The sequence below is a fragment of the Paractinoplanes ferrugineus genome, assembly GCF_016862195.1.
Classification (GTDB): domain Bacteria; phylum Actinomycetota; class Actinomycetes; order Mycobacteriales; family Micromonosporaceae; genus Actinoplanes; species Actinoplanes ferrugineus.
In genome coordinates this window covers 30,901-53,742 of sequence record NZ_BOMM01000079.1, presented here as the reverse complement: position 1 = coordinate 53,742, position 22,842 = coordinate 30,901, and the positions used below count along the sequence as shown (strand labels likewise).

13 protein-coding genes and 1 pseudogene are annotated in these 22,842 nt (G+C 73.6%); 6 read left to right on the top strand and 8 right to left on the bottom strand.

Annotation, left to right across the window (positions count from 1 at the left end):
* The 3 genes from Afe05nite_RS39980 to Afe05nite_RS39970 form a co-directional block, all read left to right on the top strand.
* Positions 1 to 1,606 (top strand): condensation domain-containing protein (locus Afe05nite_RS39980; RefSeq protein WP_239118568.1); only part of this gene is annotated, 1,606 nt, incomplete at its 5' end.
* A complete protein-coding gene (locus Afe05nite_RS39975; protein WP_203822550.1) occupies positions 1,603 to 12,153 on the top strand; it encodes a non-ribosomal peptide synthetase in 10,551 nt (3,516 codons plus the stop codon). The genes Afe05nite_RS39980 and Afe05nite_RS39975, both read left to right, overlap by 4 nt.
* On the top strand, positions 12,150 to 12,359 hold the full coding sequence (locus Afe05nite_RS39970) for an MbtH family protein (RefSeq protein WP_203822549.1): 210 nt from the start codon (positions 12,150 to 12,152) through the stop codon (positions 12,357 to 12,359). Before Afe05nite_RS39975 ends, Afe05nite_RS39970 begins: the two co-directional genes overlap by 4 nt.
* A gap of 33 nt (positions 12,360 to 12,392) precedes the next feature.
* On the opposite strand, the gene Afe05nite_RS39965 is transcribed toward Afe05nite_RS39970, so the two are convergent.
* The 5 genes from Afe05nite_RS39965 to Afe05nite_RS39945 are packed head-to-tail and all read right to left on the bottom strand — an operon-like array spanning position 12,393 to position 18,739.
* Positions 12,393 to 14,111 (bottom strand): ABC transporter ATP-binding protein, encoded by a 1,719-nt coding sequence (locus Afe05nite_RS39965; protein WP_203822548.1) that lies wholly within the window; start codon positions 14,109 to 14,111, stop codon positions 12,393 to 12,395.
* Complete coding sequence (locus Afe05nite_RS39960; protein ID WP_239118567.1) at positions 14,108 to 15,760, bottom strand: ABC transporter ATP-binding protein; 1,653 nt, start codon at positions 15,758 to 15,760, stop codon at positions 14,108 to 14,110. Before Afe05nite_RS39960 ends, Afe05nite_RS39965 begins: the two co-directional genes overlap by 4 nt.
* 2 nt (positions 15,761 to 15,762) lie before the next feature.
* On the bottom strand, positions 15,763 to 16,590 hold the full coding sequence (locus tag Afe05nite_RS39955; protein WP_203822546.1) for an ABC transporter ATP-binding protein: 828 nt from the start codon (positions 16,588 to 16,590) through the stop codon (positions 15,763 to 15,765).
* A 20-nt stretch (positions 16,591 to 16,610) separates the two neighbouring features.
* Positions 16,611 to 17,684 (bottom strand): FecCD family ABC transporter permease, encoded by a 1,074-nt coding sequence (locus Afe05nite_RS39950; protein WP_239118566.1) that lies wholly within the window; start codon positions 17,682 to 17,684, stop codon positions 16,611 to 16,613.
* A complete protein-coding gene (locus Afe05nite_RS39945) occupies positions 17,681 to 18,739 on the bottom strand; it encodes a FecCD family ABC transporter permease (protein ID WP_203822545.1) in 1,059 nt (352 codons plus the stop codon). The genes Afe05nite_RS39950 and Afe05nite_RS39945 overlap by 4 nt, the downstream gene beginning before the upstream one ends.
* A gap of 101 nt (positions 18,740 to 18,840) precedes the next feature.
* Here Afe05nite_RS39945 and Afe05nite_RS39940 point away from each other — a divergent pair, with 101 nt between their 5' ends.
* Complete coding sequence (locus Afe05nite_RS39940; protein ID WP_203822544.1) at positions 18,841 to 19,893, top strand: iron-siderophore ABC transporter substrate-binding protein; 1,053 nt, start codon at positions 18,841 to 18,843, stop codon at positions 19,891 to 19,893.
* Positions 19,894 to 20,013: 120 nt separating this feature from the next.
* On the opposite strand, the pseudogene Afe05nite_RS39935 reads toward Afe05nite_RS39940, so the two are convergent.
* Positions 20,014 to 20,253 (bottom strand): annotated as a pseudogene (locus Afe05nite_RS39935) (SDR family oxidoreductase); the annotation flags it as partial.
* A gap of 3 nt (positions 20,254 to 20,256) precedes the next feature.
* Here Afe05nite_RS39935 and Afe05nite_RS39930 point away from each other — a divergent pair.
* Entirely contained in the window at positions 20,257 to 20,424 is a 168-nt protein-coding gene (locus Afe05nite_RS39930; RefSeq protein WP_239118565.1) for a TetR/AcrR family transcriptional regulator C-terminal domain-containing protein, read from the top strand.
* Between the two features lie 5 nt (positions 20,425 to 20,429).
* On the opposite strand, the gene Afe05nite_RS39925 is transcribed toward Afe05nite_RS39930, so the two are convergent.
* Positions 20,430 to 21,050, bottom strand: coding sequence for a DUF6518 family protein (locus Afe05nite_RS39925; protein ID WP_203822543.1), 621 nt, complete (start codon positions 21,048 to 21,050; stop codon positions 20,430 to 20,432).
* A gap of 333 nt (positions 21,051 to 21,383) precedes the next feature.
* Here Afe05nite_RS39925 and Afe05nite_RS39920 point away from each other — a divergent pair, with 333 nt between their 5' ends.
* A complete protein-coding gene (locus Afe05nite_RS39920; protein WP_203822542.1) occupies positions 21,384 to 22,022 on the top strand; it encodes a DUF4360 domain-containing protein in 639 nt (212 codons plus the stop codon).
* A gap of 63 nt (positions 22,023 to 22,085) precedes the next feature.
* Here Afe05nite_RS39920 and Afe05nite_RS39915 read toward each other — a convergent pair whose 3' ends face one another.
* Complete coding sequence (locus Afe05nite_RS39915) at positions 22,086 to 22,721, bottom strand: DUF4360 domain-containing protein (RefSeq protein ID WP_203822541.1); 636 nt, start codon at positions 22,719 to 22,721, stop codon at positions 22,086 to 22,088.
* Positions 22,722 to 22,842: the final 121 nt, after the last annotated feature.

The following is a 22,842-nucleotide window of genomic DNA, read 5'->3' as shown; positions in this document are numbered from 1 at the left end:
GCGCGAGCAGCAGCTCTGCGACCTGTTCGCGGAAGTGCTCGGCCTGCCCTCGGTCGGCGCCGACGACGACTTCTTCCTGCTCGGCGGCGACAGCATCGTCTCCATCCAGCTGGTCAGCCGGGCCCGGTCGGCCGGCCTGGGGATCAGCCCGCGGGACGTGTTCCGGCACAAGACCCCGGCCGCGCTGGCCCGGACCGCGACCGTCGAGACGACGACGATCGTCGAGGAGCCGGCCGAGGCCCGCGGCAGCGCACCGCTGACCCCGGTGATGCGCTGGATGTTCGAGGTGGACGGACCGACCCGCGGCTACCACCAGTCGATGCTGCTGCACGCGCCGGCGGACGCCACCGCGGACCGGCTCACCGCGGTGCTTCGGGCCGTCGCCGACCGGCACGACCTGCTGCGCGCCCGGATCACCGCGGCCGGCATCGAGATCCCCGAGCCCGGGGCCCCGATCGATCCGGTACGCGTGGAGACCGCCGACCCGGCCGCGCTGACCCGGATCGTCGCCGAGGCGCGCGACCGGCTCGACCCGGCCCGGGGCGTCCTGCTCCAGGCGGTGCTGACCGGCCCGTACCTCTTGCTGGTGATCCATCACCTGGTCGTCGACGGGGTCTCGTGGCGGATCCTGCTGCCCGACCTCGCCGACGCCTGGCGGGGCCGGCCGCTGACCCGCTCCGGTACCTCGTTCCGGCGCTGGGCCCGCGAGCTCGACCGGCTCGCCCGTGACCCGCGCACCGAGAGCCAGACGCCGTACTGGGCCGAGGTGCTGGACGGGCCGCGCGCCGCGCTCGGCCACCGGCCGCTCGACCCCGCCCGGGACACCGTCGGCAGTTGCCTGGAGCACACCGTCACGCTGCCGCCGGCGGAGACCGAGCCGCTGCTCACGACCGTGCCGGCGGGCTTCCACGCGACCGTCGGCGACGTGCTGCTGACCGGGCTGGCACTGGCCCTGCGGGACTGGGCCGACAGCCCGGGCTGGCCGGTCATGCTGGAGGCCCACGGCCGGGCGGAACAGCTCGTGCCGGGGGCCGACCTGTCCCGGACCCTCGGGTGGTTCACCACCGAGTACCCGGTCCGGCTCGACCTCGGCGACGAGAGCCCCGGCGACGCGCTCCGGGTGGTCAAGGAACGCCTGCGCGCGGTGCCGGACGACGGGGTGGGCTACGGCCTGCTGCGCTGGTCGCATCCCGCCGCGCCGCTGGCCGGGAAACCGCGGCCGCTCATCGGGTTCAACTATCTCGGCCGGTTCGCGGCCGGCGACGCCGGTGAGGGTCCCTGGGAGCCGGCCGGGGAGGGCTGGGGCGGCGGCGCCGACGACGGCATGCCGGCCGACCATCCGCTCGAGATCAACGCGATCACCGAGGACCACCCCGACGGGCCCCGGCTCGTCGCCACCCTCACCTGGCCGCGCGGGCTGCTCGACGCCGAGCGGGCGCACGAGCTGGCCGAGCGGTTCCGGGCCGCGCTGCGGGCGCTGGCCACCGGTACCGACGGCGGTGGCTACACCCCGTCCGACCTGGACCTGGTCGAACTCAGCCAGGACGACATCGACGGCCTCGAGGCCGACTTCGCCGACTTCGCGTCGGAGTGGGAGACGCAGTGACCAAGAAGACCGGGCTCCAGGACGTCCTGCCGCTGTCGCCGCTGCAGGAGGGCCTGCTGTTCCACGCCCTGTACGACGCCGACCGCCCGGACGTCTACACGGTGTCGACCGCGCTCGATCTGACCGGCGACCTCGACCCGGCGCGGCTGCGGGCGGCCGGGCAGGCACTGCTGGACCGGCACGCCAACCTGCGGGCCGGGTTCCGGCGCACGGCCAAGGGCGGCACGGTCGCGGCGATCCCGGCCCGGGTGCCGCTGCCGTGGGAGTTCCGTGACGTACGCGGCCAGGACGACGTCGACCGGCCCGCCCCGCGCTTCGACATGACCCGGCCGCCGCTGCTGCGGATGACGCTGCTACGGATGGCCGACGACGTCCACCGCCTGGTCATCAGCCACCACCACATCCTGCTCGACGGCTGGTCGTCCCCGCTGCTGGTGAAGGAGCTGCTCGACCTCTACGCCGGTAGGGAACTGGCGCCGGTCCCGCCGTACAAGGCCTATCTGGCCTGGCTCGGCCGCTGGGACTCCGAGGCCGCCCGGACCGCCTGGCGGGCCGCCCTGGCCGACCTCGACGGACCCACCCGGATCGCCCCGGCCGGCGCCCCGGCCGAGCCGACGGTGCCGGAGTCGGTCGAGACCGCGCTCCCGCAACCGCTCAGCGCCCGCCTCGCCGCGCTGGCCCGCACCCGGGGCTGCACCGTGAACACCCTCGTCCAGGCGGCCTGGGGCCTGCTGCTGGCCCGCGCCACCGGTCGCGACGACGTGGTCTTCGGCGCCACCGTCTCCGGCCGCCCGCCGCAGCTGCCCGGCGTCGAGTCGATGATCGGCCTGTTCATCAACACCGTGCCGGTCCGGGTCCGGATCGACCCCGCCGAGCCGGTCGGCGACCTGCTGTGCCGCCTGCAGGACGAGCAGGCGACGCTCATCGAGCACCAGTACCTCGGCCTCGGCGACATCCAGCGGCTGGCCGGGCACGGCGAGCTGTTCGACACGCTGACGGTCTTCGAGAGCTATCCGGGCGGTCCCGCCGAGCCGGTGCCCGGGTTGCGGGTCACCGAGGCGTACGACGAGGACGCCACGCACTATCCGCTGGTGCTGATCGCCGAGCCGGGGGACCGGATCAACCTGGAGATCCGGCATCGCGCCGACGTGTTCGACACGGCCGCCGCGCGCGGACTGCTGGACCGGCTGGTCCGGATCCTCGCCGCGTTCGCCGAGCACCCCGCCCGGCCGGTCGGCCGGATCGACATCCTCGACCCGGCCGAGCGCGCGCGGCTGCTCGACCGATGGGCCGGTCGCACCGACGGGATCGAGCCGACCACGTTCCCGCGCCGGTTCGCCGAGATCGCCGCGGCCCGGCCCGACCACGTCGCGCTCATCTGCGGCGACGAGCAGGTCACCTACGCCGAGCTGGACGCCCGGTCGGCTCGCCTGGCCCGCACCCTGGCCGCCCGCGGCGCCGGTCCGGGCGAGGTCGTCGCGGTGGCGCTGCCCCGCTCGGCCGACCTGATCACCGCGCTGGTCGGCGTGCTGCGGTCGGGCGCCGCCTATCTCGCGCTCGACCTCGACTACCCGCCGGATCGCTTGCGCTACATGCTCGACGACGCCCGTCCGCTGGTCACCATCACCGAGGCCGACCGGCTCGGCGACGGGCCGCAGGCCGAGCCGCGTGAGCCCGGACCGCTGGACGCCGCCTACGTCATCTACACCTCGGGGTCCACCGGCCGGCCCAAGGGCGTGGTCGTCACCCACGAGGGCGTGGCCAAGCTGCTCGCCACCCAGACCCGGCGGATCGGCGTCACCGAGGACAGCCGGGCCCTGCAGTTCGCCTCGCCCAGCTTCGACCTCGCCTACTGGGAGATGTGCTGGGCGCTGCTCTCCGGCGGCACCCTGGTGGTCGTGCCGGCCGAGCTGCGCGCGCCGGGTGCGGCCCTGGTCGACTACCTCGTCAAGCACGAGCTCACCCACATGGCGCTGCCGCCGTCGGTGCTCGGCGCGCTGCCCGCCGACGTCGACCTGCCGCTCGGCGTACACCTGATCGTCGGCACCGAGGAGGTACCGGCCCGGCTGGCCGAGCGGTTCGCGCGCGGACGGCACATGTACAACGCGTACGGGCCGACCGAGACCAGCGTCAACGCCACGCTGTGGGACGTCGAGCCGGTTCGCACCGGAACCGTGCCGATCGGCGTGCCGGACCCGGGCCAGCTCGCCTACGTGCTCGACAGCGGTCTGCACCCGGTGCCGCCGGGCACGGTCGGCGAGCTCTACCTCGGCGGCCTCGGGCTGGCGCGCGGCTATCTCGGCCGGCCCGGTCTGACCGCCGAGCGATTCCTGCCGGACCCGTTTGCCCGCCCCGGTTCCCGGATGTACCGCACCGGCGACCTGGTGCGCTGGACCGGACAGGGCGCGCTGGAGTTCGTCGGCCGCGCCGACCACCAGGTGAAGATCCGTGGGTTCCGGGTGGAGCTGGGCGAGATCGAGGCGGTCGTGGCGAGCCGGCCCGGCGTCCGGCAGACCGCCGTGGTGCTGCGGACCGACGGCGGGGTCAAGCGGATCGTGGCGTACGTCGTGGGCGACGCCGACCCGGCCCGGTTGCGAGCCGACCTGAGCGCGCTGCTGCCCGACTACATGGTTCCGGGCGCGTTCGTACCCCTGGCGAAGTTGCCGGTGAGCGTCAACGGCAAGCTCGACCGGGCCGCGTTGCCGGCGCCCGACTTCACCGCCGGGCGAGCCGGCCGGGCCCCGCGCACGCCTCGCGAGAAGCTGCTCTGCGACGTGTTCGCCGAGGTGCTCGGGGTGGCCGGGATCGGCATCGACGACGACTTCTTCGCGCTCGGCGGGGACAGCATCATGTCGATGCAACTGGTCGGCCGGGCCCGTACCGCCGGCTTGTCGCTCTCGCCCCGGCAGGTCTTCCAGAACCGCACCCCGGCCCGGCTGGTCGCGGTGGCCGGCACGGTCACCGGCACCGAGCCGGTGCCGGCCACCCTGTCGCTGGTCGCGCTCTCCGAGACGGACCGGCGGGAGATCGCCGATCTCGGTTTCCCGGTACGCGAGGTGCTGCCGCTCGCCCCGCTGCAGACCGGCCTGCTGTTCCAGAGCCTGCTGGACGAGGCCGGCCCGGACGTCTACACGGTCCGGATGGTGTTCGACCTGACCGGCCCGGTGGACGCGGCCCGGCTGCGCGGCGCCGCCCAGGCCCTGCTGGACCGGCACGGCAACCTGCGCGCCTCGTTCCACCAGCTGAGCTCGGGGGCCACGGTCAGCGTCGTGCCGGCCGCGGTGACCGTGCCCTGGACCGAGGCCGACACCCCGGACGACGAGGCCTGGGTGCGACTGCTCGCGGCTGAAGGTCACCGGTTCGACCCGGCGTCCGGCCCGCTCGTCCGGTTCGCGCTGGCCCGCACCGGCCCGGACGCGTACCGGCTCGTGCTCACCCACCACCACCTGCTGCTCGACGGCTGGTCCCGTGCCCCGCTGCTGGCCGAGCTGGCCGAGCTCTACCACGACCCGGCGGCCAAACCGGCCGGGCGCCCGTTCCGGGACTACCTCGCCTGGCTGGCCGCGCAGGACCGGGCGACCGCGGAGCGGGCCTGGTCGGCCGCGCTCACCGGGCTGAGCGGGCCGACCCGGGTGGCCGCGGGCGGGCCGCGCGAGGCGCTCACCCCGGCGGTGGTCGAGGTCGAGCTGCCGGCCGGCCGCACCGCCGCGCTCACCACGATCGGCCGGGCCTCGGGTCTCACCGTCAACACCGTCGTGCAGGCCGCGTGGGCGCTGCTGCTGGCCCGGCTGACCGGCCGCGACGACGTGGTGTTCGGCGCGACGGTGGCCGGCCGCCCGGCACACCTGCCCGGCGTCGAGTCGATGATCGGGCTGTTCATCAACACCGTGCCGGTGCGGGTGCGGATCGACCCGGCCGAACCGGTCCGGGCGCTGCTCGACCGGCTGCAGGACGAGCAGTCCGCGCTGATGGAGCACCAATATCTGAGCCTCACCGAGATCCAGCGGCTCGCCGGTGGCGGCGAGCTGTTCGACACGCTGGTGGTGTTCGAGAACTACCCGGACCCGGCGGACGACCCCGCCGGTGCCGGTGGGCTGCCGGTCACCGGGACCGAGGGACAGGACGCCACCCACTACCCGCTCACGCTGATCGCCGAGCCCGGCGAGACGCTGCGGCTGGCCATCGAGTACCGGCCGGACGTCGTCGACGAGGCCCTGGCCGCCCGGCTCGCCGACGGTCTCGTCGCGTTGGTCGACGGACTGGCGGCCGGGCTGGACGCGCCGGTCGGCCGGCTCGGGCTGCTCGCCACGCCGCCGCCCGGGGGCCGGGGCGAGCCCCGGGAACTGCCGCCGGCCACGCTGCCCGAGCTGGTCGCCGCCCGGATCGCGGCCACCCCGGACGCGCCCGCGCTGGTCGGGCCGGACGGCGTGACACTGACGTACGGCGAGCTGGACGCGCGGATCGACCGGCTGGCCCGGGTGCTGACCGCGGCCGGCGCCGGCCCGGAGACCGTGGTGGCGGTGGCCCTGCCGCGCTCGGCCGACCTGGTGGTGGCGATCCACGCGGTGGTCCGGGCCGGGGCCGCCTATCTGCCCCTCGACCTCGACCACCCGGACGCCCGGCTGGCCGGGATGCTGGCCGCCGCCGGGCCGGTCGCGGTGCTCGCGTTCGCCGCGTCCGCCGACCGGCTGCCCGGTCACGTGATCCGGCTGGACGAGCCGCTCGACGACCCGGCGGTGGTGCCGGTCGGCCCCGGGCCGCGAAACCCGGCGTACGTCATCTTCACCTCCGGCTCGACCGGCGCGCCCAAGGGAGTGGCCGTCGAGCACGCCGGGATCGTCAACCGGCTGCGCTGGATGCAGCACGAGTACGCGCTTGCCGCCGACGACCGGGTGCTGCAGAAGACCCCGGCCGGCTTCGACGTGTCGGTGTGGGAGTTCTTCTGGCCGCTGATCACCGGCGCCACCCTCGTGGTGGCCGGGCCGGACGACCATCGTGACCCGGACCGCCTGGCCGCGCTGATCCGCGCCGAGCGGATCACCACCGTCCACTTCGTCCCGTCGATGCTCGCCGCGTTCCTGCCCGCGGCGGCCGGTTGCCCGAGCCTGCGCCGGGTGCTCTGCTCCGGTGAGGCGCTGCCCTCCCCGCTGGCCGAGCGGTTCGCCGAGGTGCTGCCCACGGCCGGGCTGCACAACCTCTACGGGCCCACCGAGGCAGCGGTCGACGTGACCTCCTGGCCCGCCGCGCGCGGGACCGGGACGACCGGCGTGCCGATCGGGGCTCCGGTCTGGAACACCCGGGTCGGGGTGCTCGACGACGCGCTGCGGCCGGTGCCGGTGGGTGTGCCCGGTGAGCTCTATCTGGCCGGTGTCCAGCTGGCCCGCGGTTATCTCGGCCGGCCCGAGCTGACCGCGGGACGGTTCGTGGCCGACCCGTACGGCGAGCCGGGGGAGCGGATGTACCGGACCGGCGACCGGGTGCGCTGGATCGCCGAGGGGGTGCTGGAGTTCCTCGGTCGCGGCGACGGCCAGGTCAAGATCCGTGGGCAGCGGGTGGAGCTCGGTGAGATCGAGGCGGCGCTGACCGGCCAGCCCGGGGTGCGCGCGGCCGCCGTGCAGCTGCACGACGGGCGGCATCTGGTCGCCTACGTGGCCGGCCGGGCCGACCCGGCCGCGCTCCGCCGGGTGCTGCCCGACCACCTGGTGCCGGCCACGTTCATCGAGCTGGACGCCCTGCCGGTGAGCGTCAACGGCAAGCTCGACCGGGCCGCGCTGCCGGCCCCCGACCTGGCCGCCGCGAGCACCGGAACCGCCCCCCGCACCCCGCGCGAACGGCTGCTCCGTGACCTGTTCGCGGACGTGCTCGCGATGCCCGGAATCGGCGTCGACGACGACTTCTTCGCGCTCGGCGGCGACAGCATCATCTCGATCCAGCTGGTCGGCCGGGCCCGCGCGGCCGGCCTCGCGCTCACCCTGCGCCAGGTGTTCCAGCTGCGCACCCCGGCCGCCCTCGCCGCCGCGGCCGGGTCCGCGTTCACCACCGGCCCCGGCGGGGGCGCCCTTGTCGAGCTCACCGACGCGGAGACGGCCGAGGTCGCCGGGCTGGGCCTGGACGTCGCCGAAGTGCTGCCGCTCTCGCCGCTGCAGGCCGGGCTGCTGTTCCACGCCGCGTTCGACGAGGGTGGCCTCGACCTCTACACCGTGCAGATGGTGTTCGACCTGCCCGGCACGGTCGACCCGGACCGGTTGCGGGCGGCCGGGCAGGCACTGCTGGAGCGGCACGCCAACCTGCGCGCCTCGTTCCACCAGCTCGGCTCGGGCCGGCCGGTGGCGGTGGTGTCCCGGCACGTCACGCTGCCCTGGGCGACCGCCGACCTGACCGGTGCGGACGCCGAGGCGTGGGAGCGCTGCCTCGCCGAGGAAGGCCGCCGTTTCGACCCGGCCACCGCGCCGTTGCTGCGGATGATGCTGGTCCGGGTGGCCGGCGGCCATCGGCTGATCCTCACCCACCAGCACATGCTGCTCGACGGCTGGTCCCGCGGGCCGCTGATCGAGCAGCTGGCCGCGCTCTACGCCGGGCAGGAGATCCGGGTCGCGCCGTACCGCGATTTCCTGGCCTGGCTGGCCGGGCAGGACCGCGCGGCGGCCCAGGACGCCTGGCGCGCCGCGCTGGCCGGGATCACCGACGCCACCCGGCTCGCCCCGGCCGATCCGCGACGCGAACCGGCCGTCCCCGGACTCCTCGACCGGGAACTGCCCCGGCACGTCACGGCCGGCCTCACCGCGCTGGCCCGGTCGCACGGCCTGACGCTGAACACGCTGGTGCAGGCCGCGTGGAGCGTGGTGCTGGGCCGGCTCACCGGCCGCGACGACGTGGTGTTCGGCGCGACCGTCTCGGGCCGCCCGGCCCAGCTGCCCGCGGTCGAGTCGATGATCGGCCTGTTCATCAACACCGTGCCGGTCCGGGTCCGGATCGATCCGGCCGAGCCGGTGCGCGACCTGCTGACCCGGGTGCAGGACGAACAGTCCGCGCTGCTCGACCACCAGTACCTCGGGCTGGCCGACATCCAGCGGCTGGCCGGCGTGGGCGAGCTGTTCGACACCCTGCTGATCGTGGAGAACTACCCGGACCGCGGCGCCGACGGGGACGCGCTGCTGGCGGTGGCCGACGCGGGCGGCCGGGACGCCACCCACTACCCGCTGACCTTGGTCGTCGACCCCGGCGAGCGGCTGCGGCTGGGCCTGGAGTACCGGCCCGACCTGTTCCCCGATGCGGTGGCCGATCGGTTGGTGGCCGCGACGGCCGCCGTCCTGACCGCGTTCACGGTGGACCCCGGACGCCCGGTGGGCCGCCTCGACCTGGTCTCCGGTGAGGACCGCACCGGCTGGAACCCGGCCCCGGTCCCGCGTTCCGGCGACCCGACGGTGGCCGAGCTGTTCGAGCGGCAGGCGGCCGAGTCGCCGGATGCCGTCGCCGTGGTGTGCGGGCCGGTGCGCTGGACCTTCGCCGAGCTCAACGCGCGGGCCAACCGGCTCGCCCGGCTGCTCGTCGAACGGGGGGCCGGACCCGAGGACATCGTCGCGCTCGCGCTGCCCCGGGGGGCCGACGCGATCGCCGCGATCCTCGGCGTACTCAAGTCCGGGGCCGCCTACCTGCCGCTGGATCCGGCCTACCCGGCCGCCCGGATCGCCGCGATGCTCGCCGACGCCCGGCCGAGGCTGCTGGTCACGGCCGAGGGCGTGGACATCGTCGCGGCCGGCGTGCAGCGGGTGCTCGTCGACGAGAGCGGGCACCCGGGCGACGACCCGAACCCGCGGATCGCCCGGCCGCAGCACCCGGCGTACGTCATCTACACCTCCGGCTCCACCGGCCGCCCGAAGGGCGTCGTGGTCACCCACCGGAACCTGGTGAACCTGTTCCGCAGCCACAACGCCCAGCTGCACCGGCCCGCCCGCGCCGCCACCGGGCGACGGCACCTGCGGGTCGGGCACGCCTGGTCGTTCGCGTTCGACGCCTCCTGGCAGCCGCAGCTGTGGCTGCTCGACGGGCACGCGCTGCACATCGTCACCGAGCCGGTCCAGCGCGACCCGGAACAGCTGGCCGCGCAGATCCATGCCGAGGGGATCGACTTCATCGAGCTGACCCCGGCGCACTTCGCGCAGGTCGCCGACGCCGGCCTGATCCGCGACGGGAAATGCCCGCTCGCGGTGGTCGGGGTGGGCGGGGAGGCGATCGCCCCGGCGTTCTGGGAGCGGCTGGCGGCACTTCCGGGCACCGCGGCGTTCAACCTCTACGGCCCGACCGAGGCCACTGTGGACGCACTGTCGGCCCGGATCGCCGACACCCGTACGCCGGTGATCGGCCGCGCTGTCGGCGGGGCCCGTGCCTACGTGCTGGACCACGCGCTGCGGCACACGCCGGCCGGGGTGGCCGGCGAGCTGTACGTGGCCGGCGCCGGGCTGGCTCGTGGCTATCTGGGTAGCCCCGGGCCGACCGCCGAACGGTTCGTCGCCGATCCGTACGGCGCGCCCGGCGACCGGATGTACCGCACCGGCGACCTGGTCCGCTGGACCGGCCAGGGGCATGTCGAATACCTCGGCCGGGTCGACGAGCAGGTGAAGATCCGCGGCTTCCGGATCGAGCTCGGCGAGATCGAGACCGTGCTGGCCGCCCAGCCCGGCGTGACCGAGGCGGTGGTGATCGCCCGGGAGGACCGCCCCGGTGTCCGCCGGCTGGCCGGCTACGTCACCGGCGCCGGCGACCTGGACGCGGCCGTGCTGCGCGCCGCGGTCGCCGCCGAACTGCCCGACTACATGGTCCCGGCCGCGCTGATCCGGCTCGACCGGCTGCCCACGCTGGCCAACGGCAAACTCGACCGGGCCGCGCTGCCCGCCCCGGAGGTGGGCGGGACGAGCACCGGGCGGGCGCCCGCCGACGATCGGGAGCGGGCGCTGGCCCAGGTGGCCGCCGCGGCGCTCGGGCTGGACGCGGTCGACGTCGAGGCGGACTTCTTCGCGCTCGGCGGCGACAGCATCCTCGCCATGCGACTGGTCGGCCGGGCCCGCGCGGCCGGGCTGCGGATCACCCCGCGGCAGGTGTTCGCCGAGCGTACGGTGGCCGGCCTGGCACTGGTCGCGACCGCGCTGGACCGTGCCGGGGCGGACCCCGCGGACGGTGTCGGCTCGGTCCCGCTGACCCCGGTGATGCGCTGGCTGAGCGAGATCGACGGGCCGATCGACGGGTTCAACCAGTCGGCGGTCGTGCAGGTGCCGGCCGACCTCGGCCGGACGCCGCTGCTGACCGCCCTGCAGACCGTCGTCGACCGGCACGACCTGCTGCGGGCCCGGCTGGACCGGTCCGGCGACTGGTCGCTGGTGGTTCCCCCGCCGGGCGGCGTGCGGGCCGCCGACTTCACCGTCCGGGTGGACGTCGCCGGGCTGACCGAGCGCGAGCTCTGGGACGCGGTGGCCGAGCAGGCCCGGCTGGCCCAGGCCGCGCTCGACCCGGACCGGGGCGTGCTGATCCGGGCCGCCTGGCTGGACGCCGGGCCGACCCGGCCCGGCCGGCTGCTGCTGCTCGTCCACCACCTGGTCGTCGACGGGGTGTCCTGGCGGGTGCTGCTGCCGGAGATCGGTGCGGCCTGGCGGGACGCGGTCGCCGGGCGTGCCCCGGTCACCGCCGCCCCGAGCACGTCGTTCCGGCGCTGGGCCACCGGACTGGCGGCGCGGGCCCTGGCCCCCGAACGGGAGGCCGAGCTGCCGATGTGGACCGAGCTGGTCGGCCGGGGCGACCCGCTGCCGGTACGCCGTCCGCTGGACCCGAAGGTCGACGTGGCCGGCACGCTCAGGGACCACACCCTGGCGCTCCCGGTGGACATCACCGAGGAACTGCTCACCCGGGTGCCGGTGGCGCTCGGCGCGAGCATCAACGACGTGCTGCTCGGTGCGCTCGGCGTCGCGGTGGCCCGCTGGCGCTCCGGCGACGCCGTGCTGGTCGCGTTGGAGGGCCACGGCCGGGAAGAGCACCTGGTTCCCGGGGCCGACCTGTCCGGCACGGTGGGCTGGTTCACCAACATCTTCCCGGTCTGCCTCGACACCGCCGGGATCGACCTCACGGCCGGCGGAGCGGCGGTGGCCGAGGCGGTGGCCCGGGTGCGCGCGCACCTGGCCGCGTTGCCCGACAACGGCATGGGCTACGGCCTGCTCCGCCATCTCAACCCGCGGACCGGGCCGGCGCTGGCCGCGTTGCCGCATCCGCCGATCCAGTTCAACTACATGGGCCGGTTCGACTTCCCGGAGGCCGAGGACTGGGAGTACGCGCCGGAGGCCGAGGCCGCCGAGAACGGCGCCGACGACGCCATGCCCGAGACGTACGAGCTGGTGGTCAACGCCCAGACCGAGGATCGGGCGCTCGGCCCCCAGCTGACCGCGACCTGGGCGTGGCCCGACGCCGTGCTCGCCGAGAAGTCGGTACGGGACCTGGCCACGGCCTGGTTCGACGCCCTGCAGACCCTGGTAGTCCACATCCGCACGAGGAGCATCCGATGAGCACCAACCCGTTCGACAACGCCGAGGGCACGTTTCTCGTGCTCGTCAACGACGAGAACCAGCACAGCCTCTGGCCGGTGTTCGCCGAGGTACCGGCGGGCTGGCGCACCGCCTACGGCCCGGCCGGCCGGGCCGGCTGCCTGGACTACGTGAACGAGAACTGGACCGACATGCGCCCGCAGAGCCTGATCGACGCGGACCGCTGATCGAAGGGCCGGCCCGGTCGGGCCGGCCCTTTCTCACCGCCGGGCGCGCTGGTCCGACCAGGCCTGCCACAGCACCGAGTACGGGCCGTCGCGCTGGATCAGCTCGTCGTGCGCGCCGACCTCGACGACCCGGCCGTCGGCCAGCACGACCACCCGGTCGGCCGCCACCGCCTGGGTGAGCCGGTGCGCGACGATCACTGCCGTCCGGTCCCGCAGCGCCGCCGTGGCCACCCGTTCGAGCAGCCGGGCCCCCGCACTGCCGGCCTCCGCGGTGGCCTCGTCGAGGATCGCCACCGGCGGGTCGGCCAGGATCAGCCGGGCGAACGCCAGCTGCTGGGCCTGCGCCGCGGTGAGCGGGTGGCCCCCCGAGCCGACCGCGGTGTCCAGGCCCGCCGGCAGCCGCTCGACCCAGCCCAGCGCGTCCACCTCGGCCAGCGCGGCCCGCACGTCGTCGTCGGACGCCTCCGGCCGGGCCAGCCGCAGGTCGTCGGCCAGCGGCCCGGCGAACACGTGCACTTCCTGAGTGATCAGCGCGACCTCGCCGGCCGGCACCGCCACCGTCCCGGCGGTCGGCGGGTGCACCCCCGCGATCACCTTGGCCAGGGTGGTCTTGCCGGCCCCGCTGGACCCGACCACCGCGACCCGCTCGCCCCGCCGGATCGTCAGGTCCACACCGGACAGCACCGGGCGCCCGGGGAGATAGCCGAAGTCCAGGTCGCGGACGACGATCGCGTCCGGTCCGGCGCCCCGCTCGGCCGGTGCCGGCGCGGGCGTGTCGAGGTCGGCCACCCCGACCAGCCGGTCCAGGCCGGAGGCGGCCGCCTGGGCGTCGTCGACAAGCGCGAGCGCCACGTTCACCGGGCCGAACAGCCCGTGGAAGTAGAGTGCCGCCGCGGTCGCCGTACCGAGGCTCACCAGGTCGCCTCGGACCAGGGAGAAGCCGGTCGCGAGCACCGCGGCCAGGCCGGCGAACTCGGCCACGTGCAGCCGCGCGTAGAACCGGGTCTGCAACGCGATCCCGCGCAGCAGCAGGTCGACCGCCTGCTGCGACTTCGTGCCGACCCGGTCGCGGTGCTCGGCGGCGAGCCGGAACGCCCGGATCGTGGGCGCGCCGGAGATGGTGGCCAGCAGGTGGTGCTGCTGGTCGGCGACCGCGACCCGCTGCCGGGCATAGAGCGGAACGGCCCGGCGGGCATACCAGCGGACCGTGTACGCCTGCACCGGCACCGCGATCAGCGCGGCCGCCAGGAACCGCCAGTCCAGGACGGCCATCCCGGCCAGCGTGAGCCCGATAGTCAGCACCGCCCGGGTGAACTCGGGCAGCGCGCCGCGGGCCGCCTCGGCGATCACCGACACGTCGTTGGTGACGCGCGAGGTGAGGTCGCCGGCGCCGGCCCGCTCGACCTTCTCGAGCGGCAGGCGCAGAGCCGACTCGACGAACCGTTCCCGCAGCCCGGCCAGCATGCTCTCGCCGACCTGGGCGAGCAGCGCGACCCCGAACCCGGCCAGCACCGCCTCCCCGATCGCGCCGGCCACCAGCGCGGCCCCGGTGACCACGAAGTCGGTGGTGCTGCCGCCGCCGTCGGCCAGGTCCACGATGTGCCCGAGCAGCGGGGGCGTCACCAGTCCGGCGATCGTGCCGGCGACCAGCAGCAGCAATGCCCCGGCCAGCCGGCCACGCCGGGGGCGCACGAGCACCCGCAGACAGGCCCGGGTGCGCCGGCCGGTGGCGATGGGCAGAAGGGCGGTCATGCGAGGACGATCTCCCGATAGTCGGCGTCGGACGCGACGAGTTCGCTGTGGGCGCCGTCGGCGGTCACCGCGCCGTCGCGCACGACGACCACCCGGTCGGTGACCGCGAGCAACGCCGGGCTCGTGGTGATCAGCACGGTCGTCCGGCCACTGCGCATCTCGCGCAGTCGCCCGGCGATCCGCGCCTCGGTGACCGTGTCGACCGCGGTCGTCGGGTCGTGCACGACGAGCACCGGCGGCTCCCCGGCCAGCGCCCGGGCCAGCGCGATGCGTTGCCGCTGGCCGCCGGAGAGCGAGCGCGCCCGGTCGTCGAGCACCGTGTCCAGACCGTCGGGCAGGGTGCGGGCCACCTCGTCGGCACCGGCCGCGGTGACCGCCGCGTCGACGACCTCCGGCCCGGCCCGGCCGCCGAGCGACACCGCGTCGCGCACGGTGCCGTCGAACAGGTCGGTGTGGTGTTCGGTGGCCAGCAGGACGGCTCGCAGCGACCCGGGGGACAGCTCGGTCAGCACACGCCCGTCCAGCTCGATCCGGCCGTCCGCGGGGTCGTGGTCGCGACCCAGCAGACGCACCAGGTCGGCGGCGTCGGCCGGGTCGCTCGCGACGATCCCGACCAGTTCACCGGGCGCCACGTCGAGGTCGATGCCGCCGCGTACGCCCCGGATCGTCAGCCCGCCGCGTACCGGAAGGGATGGTTCGTCGCGGCCGCCCGGCACCGCCTCGGGCGCGTCGAGCACCGCCTGCACGCGCCGGGCCGAGGCCCGGCCCTGGGCCAGATCGGCGCCCACCCAGCCGAATGTCGACATCGGATTGACCAGGAACTGGGCCAGGCCCAGCGTGGAGATCAGCTGCCCGACGGTGAGGTGACCGCGCACCGCGAGGATTCCGCCGACCACCGCCACCACGGCCAGGAAGGCGCCGCTGAACACCAGCACCACGCCCTGGTAGGCGGCCTCGGCGCGGGCCGCCCGCACGGTGGCGGCCAGCGCGTTCCGGCTGCGCTCGCGATAGCGGGCGACCGCCGCGTTCTCGGCCCGCAGACCCTTGACCACCCGCAGTCCGGCGACCAGATCGGCGGCGATGCCCGAGGCCTGCGCGCCGTGCTCCTGCTCGGTCTCGCTGCGCTCCTCCAGCGGCTCGCCGAGCTTGCGGGTCAGCCAGAGCAGCGGGGGAGTGCCGAGCAGCACCAGCAGACCCAGCGGGATCGAGATGGTCAGCAGCAGCACGGCGGTGAAGATCAGCGCGACGCTCGCCGCGACCGCGTAGGTGACCGCCAGCGCGACCGCGCCGACCCGGGCCGCGTCGCTGGTCGCGATCGACACCAGCGCGCCGGGCAGCCGGTCGGTCTCGGCCCCGCCGCGCTCGTGCAGCACCCGCCGGGTGATCCGCATCCGCAGGTCGTGCGCGCCCTGCTCGGCGGCCCGTTCGCCGAACCGGGCGCCCCATCGGTAGCTGTAGCTGAGCATCACGTAGACCGCGGCCAGCACGCCGAGCCAGAGATACAGGTCGCCGGTGCGGCCGCCGACCGCGCGATCGATCACGACGCCGATCAGGAACGGCACCGCGGCCTCGCCGGCCTGGTGCCCGGTGACGAACAGGGTGCTCCAGGCGAGCGGTCCGCGCTGCCCGCGCAGGGTTTCCCGGAGCACGCTCACGCGGTGGCCAGGTCGAGTTCGGTACGCGCGGAACGGCGCCGCTGCCGGTTGGCCGGAATGATCATCGGGGTGCCGGTCTCCGGGTCGTTCATCACCCGGCAGGGCATCGTGAACACCCGCTCGACCAGTTCCGCGGTCATCACCTCGGCCGGCGCGCCCTGGGCGAGCACCTGGCCGTCCTTCATCACGATCAGTTCGGTGGCGTAGCGGCAGGCGTGGTTCAGGTCGTGCAGCACCGCGACCACCGTGCGCCCCTGCTCGTGCAACTCGGCGCAGAGGTCCAGCACCTCGAACTGGTGGGACAGGTCGAGGAACGTGGTCGGCTCGTCGAGCAGCAGGATCGGGGTCTGCTGGGCCAGCGCCATGGCCAGCCAGACCCGCTGCCGCTGCCCGCCGGAGAGCTCGTCGACGAACCGATCGGCCAGGTCGGTCACCTCGGTCTGCCGCATCGCGTCGGCGACCGCCGCCTCGTCCGCCGGCGACCACTGCCGGAGCAGCTTCTGATGGGCGTACCGGCCCCGGGCGACCAACTCCTCGACCACGATCCCGCCCGGCACCACCGGCGACTGCGGCAGCATGCCCAGCTGCTTGGCGACCTGCTTCGAGGGGTACGAGGCGATCGCCTGCCCGTCCAGACAGACCGCCCCGGACCGTGGCTTGAGGACCCGCGCCAGCGACTTGAGCAGGGTGGACTTGCCGCACGCGTTCGGCCCGACGATCACCGTGAAGGAGCCGTCGGTGATCTTCACGTCGAGATCCTCGACGATCACCCGCTTGTCGTAGGCCAGCGTCAGCGCGTCGGCCCGCAGCCGTGCCTCGGTCATCGCCGTGCTCCCCTCCGGGCTCATCCGAGCCTCCTGCGTTCGTGCACCAGCAGCCAGGTCAGGTAGACGCCGCCGAGCGCCGCGGTGACGTTGCCGACCGGGATGTCCCCGCCCGGCCACGCGTGCTGGGCCAGCCAGTCACTGACCGCCAGCAGCGCCGCGCCCATCAGCGCGCCGGGCAGGATCCCGGCGTGCGGCGAACGGGTGAGTCGGCCGGCCAGCGGCCCGGCGGCGAGCGCGACGAAGGCGATCGGCCCGGCCGCACCGGTGGCCGCGGCGGCCAGTGCCACGCCGCAGAGCGCGAGCACCGCCCGGCTGCGCTCGACCGGTACGCCGTGCAGGGTGGCGGTCTCGTCGCCGAGCGCCAGCATGTCCAGGTGCCGGCCGTGGTGGAGCACGATCGGCAGCAGCACCGCGACCGCGACGCCGACCAGCGCGACCTCGGTCCAGCCGCGCCCGTTGGTGCTGCCGATCAGCCAGACCTGGGCGGAGACCGCCTCGTCCAGCCGGGCGCGGTAGATCAGATAGGAGTTCATCGCCTCGAGCAGCGCCGAGACGCCGATGCCGATGAGCACCAGGCGGAACGGCTGCACACCGTGCCGGAACGCCAGCAGGTAGATGGCGACCGCGGTGACCAGACAGCCGATGACCGCGCCGGCCGCGACCGCGAACCCGCCGCCACCGAGCACCAGGATCACGATCAGCGCGCCGGTCGCCGCGCCCACGGTCAGGCCGACGAAGTCGGGGCTGCCCAGCGGGTTGCGGGTCAGCCCCTGGAAAATCGTGCCGCTGGCCCCGAACGCCGCGCCGACCAGCAGCGTGACCAGCACCCGGGGCAGGCGCAGCTCGTGCACGATGAAGTCGGTGCCGGGGTTGCCCTGCCCGATCAGGCTGCGCAGCACGTCGGTCACCGGGATCGGGAAGTCGCCCGAGGTCAGACTGACCAGCGACACGGCCAGCGCGAGCACCAGCAACCCGGTCCCGACGAGCGCCGAGCGCAGCGGCATCCGCAGCGAGAACCGGCCGGCCGGGCTGCCGAGGACGATCCGACGCGCCCCGCCGACCCGGGTCAGCCGTAGCACCGGGGCGGTCACAGCACGCTCAGCCGGCGTCGGCGGCACAGGGCGATGAACAGCGGCGCGCCGACGAACGCGGTCACCACGCCGACCGGGAGCTCGGCCGGGGCGACCAGCACCCGGCCGGCCACGTCCGAGGCGAGCAGCAGGGCCGGGCCGAGAACCAGCGCGTAGGCCAGGATCCAGCGGTGGTCGGAGCCGACGAACATGCGGGCCGCGTAGGGCACGGCCAGCCCGAGGAACCAGATCGGCCCGGACGCGGCGGTGGCGGCGCCGCAGAGCAGCGTGATCGCGACCATGCCGAGCGCGCGGATCCGGCCCGGCCGGGCGCCCATCGAGGTGGCCGACTCGTCGCCCAGCGCCAGCGCGTTCAACTGCCGGCCCAGCACGAGGGCGAGCACCATCCCGGCGGCCAGGAACGGGGCGAGCGCGACGATCGTCGAGGTCTCCCGGTCGGCCAGCGAGCCCACGTCCCAGTGCCGGTAGCGATCGAACACCTCCCGCCGGGACACCAGGACGGCCCAGACGATCGCGCCGAGCACCGAGGTGAACGCGACGCCGGCGAGCACCTGACGCTCCGGTGTCGGGGCCCGCCCGGAGCCGCCGAGCGCGAACACGACGACGGAGGTGAGCGCGGCGCCGACGAAGGCGAACCAGACGTAGCCGGTGGGCGACGTGACGCCGAGGAAGGCGATCGCCAGCACCACCGCGGTGGAGGCGCCCAGGTTGACCCCGAGCAGACCGGGCTCGGCGAGCGGGTTGCGGGTCAGCGCCTGCATCAACGTGCCGGCCAGGCCGAGCGCGGCCCCCACCCCGATGCCGAGGACCGTACGGGGCAGGCGCAGTTGGTGCACGATCACCGACTCGGGCGTGCCGGTGTCGTGCCAGAGCACCTGCCACACAGTCGACAGACCGATCGTGCGGCTGCCCACCGCGATGCTCAGGGCCACCGCCACGGCGAGCAGGACCAGCCCGACGGCGAGTCCGGTCCAGCGCCGCGCGGTGCGCGAGGGCGGGGCCTGGTCCGGCTGGGCGCCGACCGGCGCCGGGCGGAGGCCGGTGCCTGTGGTCACGCGTTCCCACCCCTCTGAGCTCGTCTGATTAGGTGAGGCTAACCTACACTCCCATCCGAGGCCATCTCCCCTGGGTCTCGTCCGAGCAGAAAGGACCAACCGTGCGGCTAATCGATATCCGGCGGACCGTCAGCGCGACGGTGGCGACCGGGCTCCTGCTCGCTGTCGCGGCATGTGGCGGGAGCACCGAGGAACCGGCGGCGTCCTCGACCAGTGGCGCCCCCACCGCCAACGCGTTCCCCGTGTCGATCGACAACAAGTACGGCACCACCACCGTCCCCGCCGAACCTCGCCGGATCGTCGTGGTGGGCCTGGTCGAGCAGGACGCGCTGCTCTCGCTGGGCGTGGTCCCGGTGGCCACCACCGAGTGGTTCGGCGAGAAGCCCGGCGCGATCTGGCCGTGGGCCGAGGCCGCGCTCGGCAGCAACCCCAAGCCGCAGGTGCTGACCAGCACCGACGGCGTACAGGTGGAGAAGGTCGCGGCGCTGCGGCCGGACCTCATCATCGGGATGTACTCCGCCCTCACCAAGGCCGAGTACGACACCCTGTCCAAACTCGCCCCGGTGATCGCCCAGCCCAAGGGCCAGGTCGACTACGGCGTCTCCTGGCAGGACGTCACCCGCACGGTGGGCAAGGCGGTCGGCCGGTCCGACCAGGCCGAGAAGGTCGTCGCCGGGGTGCAGGGCAGGATCGACGCGGTCAAGGCCGCCAATCCGGAGTTCCAGGGTGCCACCGGACTGATGGCGATGACCTACGAGGGCTACTACGTCTACGGCCCGCAGGACCCTCGCGGCCGGTTCCTGACCGACCTCGGCTTCAAGCTGCCGGCCGGTCTGGCCGAGGTGACCGGCAAGGAGTTCGGCGCGAACCTGAGCAAGGAACGCACCGACATGCTCGACACCGACGTACTGATCTGGCTGGTCGACAAGTACGACACCGACAAGGCGAAGGTGCAGGCCGACCCGCTGTACGCGAAGCTGAAGGTCAAGACCGAGGGCCGGGACATCTACCTGGAGAACGAGGAACTGACCGGCGGCGCCACCTCGTTCATCACCCCGCTGAGCCTGCCGTTCCTGCTGGAGAAGCTGACCCCGCTGCTCAAGGCCGCGGTCGACGGCAACCCGGCGACCGCCGTCGAGCGCCCGGCGCCCTGACCCGCACCCCTGGATTCGGCCGTCATGCGGCCTCCTTGCCCAGGGCGGGACCGAGGAGCAGCCCGCCGTCGACGACATTTCGGCGCCGGTGACGAAGGCCGCCTGCGGCGATGTCAGGCCCAACAGCAGTGCGGTGACGTCGGCGGGCGGCCCCAGTCGCGGGACGGCGAACGGCTCGGGTGAGTAGAAATCGGCGATCGGTACGTCACCGCCGGCCGCCGGCTCGGTGATGAACGGGGTGGCGACAACGCCGGGGTGGAGGGCATTGACCCGGATGTTGTCGCGGCCCAACTCGAGGGTGGCGGTCCGAGTGAGTCCCCGGACCGCCACGAGCACGGTCTGCTCGGCGAAACGAGACATGAGATGGCCGCCACGCAGTTCCTCGGGATGATCTCCAACTACCTGTTCTGGCCGAGCCTGGTGTTCCCGGACCGGACCGTGACCCCGGCCCGCACGACCGCGGTGGTCGACGAAGCCGTCCGCACCCTGGTGGCGCGTTACGGCACCGGTCTCGACCGCCCGAACCGCTGAACTCGTCACCGCGTGTCGCAGCCCGCCCTCATGTTTTCGCGCGGCGATCTCGCGCCGCGACGGCGGATTCCGCGGGCGACCGACACGGTGGCGACAACGGCCGCGACCCAGACGCTCCAGCGCACCGGTTCCGCCATCCGGCTTTCCGGCGGCGGCGGCAACAGAGCCATCTGCAGGGCCGCGCCCGCGGGCACAACCAGCGCGGCCACCGCCGCGATCGGACCGCGGCACCGGATCAGCGCGCCGACCACCCCGAGCGGCGGACCGAGCAACACACTGCCCACCAGCCAGTAGCGAGTCGTCGGGCTCCACCAGGTGCCGCCGTCGAACAGCACGTCCGCCCCGTAGTAGCCAACGGTGGCGAAGACCAGCACGAGACCACCCGCCAGCGCGCCGGCCGACATCCCCGCCGCCGCACTGGCGGGCCGGCTCACCAGCCGGCCCGCCAGGACAGCCGTCGCCGCCCAAGCCCACCCGGCATCCAGAATCAAACTCGCGAACTCCGCGGCCTGCGACCAGCCGCCCCGCTCAGCACGTGCCTTCCCGACCTCACCCAGCAGCGCCGGCACATGGTTGACGGCCGAGTCGAGCAGGCCCAACAGCGTGCCGGCGGCCGGGCCGACCATCCACCACAATCGAACGTTCCGGGACCGCATGGCCCCCATGATGCCGGACCGTCCTCGCTGCCCGGACGGCCTCCGCAAGCTGGCATTGTCTCGATAACAATTAATGTGATATCGGCCCGCGCCACCGACGGGATGGGTAGGCCAAATGGGCGAAATCGTGCTCGCCTACTCGGTCGGTATGTCCGAAGAATAGTTACGCGAGCGTCTTCTGCATCGTTGTCTTGATGTCGCCGGAGTATTTCGTAGTGCATCGATCACGAGTACGCGGTCGAACTACGTCATGTTCTCGCGTGAACGAATTGTGGATCGGCTCACGTATTAGAAAGGGTTACCGTGCTCAAAGCTCTTGCTGTCGGCGCCACTTTGGCGGCTTCCCTCGTCGCCACCGGCGTGCCGGCGAACGCTGCTGGTTCTGCGCTCCCGGACGAAGAGATGGTCATCGGCGTCGTCGCCGCCAACGGCTCCGGATGTCCATTGGGCAGTGCCCAGGTGACGCCGGCTCCGGACAACAAAGCCTTTACCGTCACGTACAGCCAGTTCACCGCGCAGGTGGGTCTCGGAACAAAGGCGGCGGACTTCCGCAAGAATTGTCAGCTGGCCCTCGACGTGCACGTCCCGCAGGGGTATACGTACGCGATTTCCGGCACCGACTACCGCGGTTTCGCCCATTTGGAGCGTGGTGCCTCCGGGTCCGAGACCGCCAACTACTACTTCCAGGGTGAACGGCAGAGCACCCAGATCCGGCACGATTTCCGGGGCCCGATCGACGGCAATTGGCAGCGCACCGACACCGTCGGCATCAGTTCGCTGGCTTTCCTGCCGTGCGGTGAGAAGCGCTACCTCAATGTCAATACCGAGCTTCGGGTGAATGCCGGATCTTCCAACATCAGGAAGACGACGAGCATGCTGACCATGGACTCGACCGACGGCCGCATCGACACCGTCTACCACGTCGCCTGGAAGAAGTGCTGACAAGCAGGCACAGCCGAACCGGCCCGGGGCAGCAGCCCCGGGCCGGTCGTGGTGAAGAACGGGTCAGCACTTCTTCCAGGCGACGTGATAAGTGGTGTCCAGGTTGCCATCGGTGGAGTCCATGGTGATGAGGCTGGCCGCCCTGTTCGCCGTCGAACCGGCGGAAACGCGCAGTTCATTGTTGATATTGAGATAGCGCTGTCCCCCGCAGGGGCGGAACGACAGCGCGCTGATCCCGACCGCCTTGCTCCGCTGCCAGTTCCCGTCGGTGGGTCCGTTGAAGTTGTACCTGGTCATGCCGGTACGGGAGTCGCCCTGGAAATAGGTGAAGGCGGTCAGGGACGCGTTTGCGCCGCGCTGAATGCTGGCGAAACCCCGATAGTCGGTCCTGGAGACGGCGTAGGTGTAACCCTGCGGAACCCGCACGTCGAGCGCCAATTGGCAGTTCTTGCGGAAGTCGCCCGGCTTGGTGCCGACTCCTACCTGGGCGGTGAACTGGCTGTACGTCACGGTGAACGCCTTGCCGTCCCGGGCGGGAGTCACTTGGGCGCTGCCCAACGGACAACCGGAGCCGTTGGCCGCAACCACTTTGATTGTCATGTCGCTTCGTGGCGCCGGTGCCGGGGAGGCCGCCGCGGGTGCCGCGGTTGCGGCCAATGAGGCGAGAAGCGTGGCGCCGGTGGCGAGAGCCTTCAACATGGTGATCCTCTGCTGGGTCGGGAGTTGTGCCCTGCCACCCGGTCGAACGAGACAAATTGTCCGACGGTGGCATCTCGCAAAACGTACCATTAGCTAGCTTATGTCCGAATCGGGTTTTCGG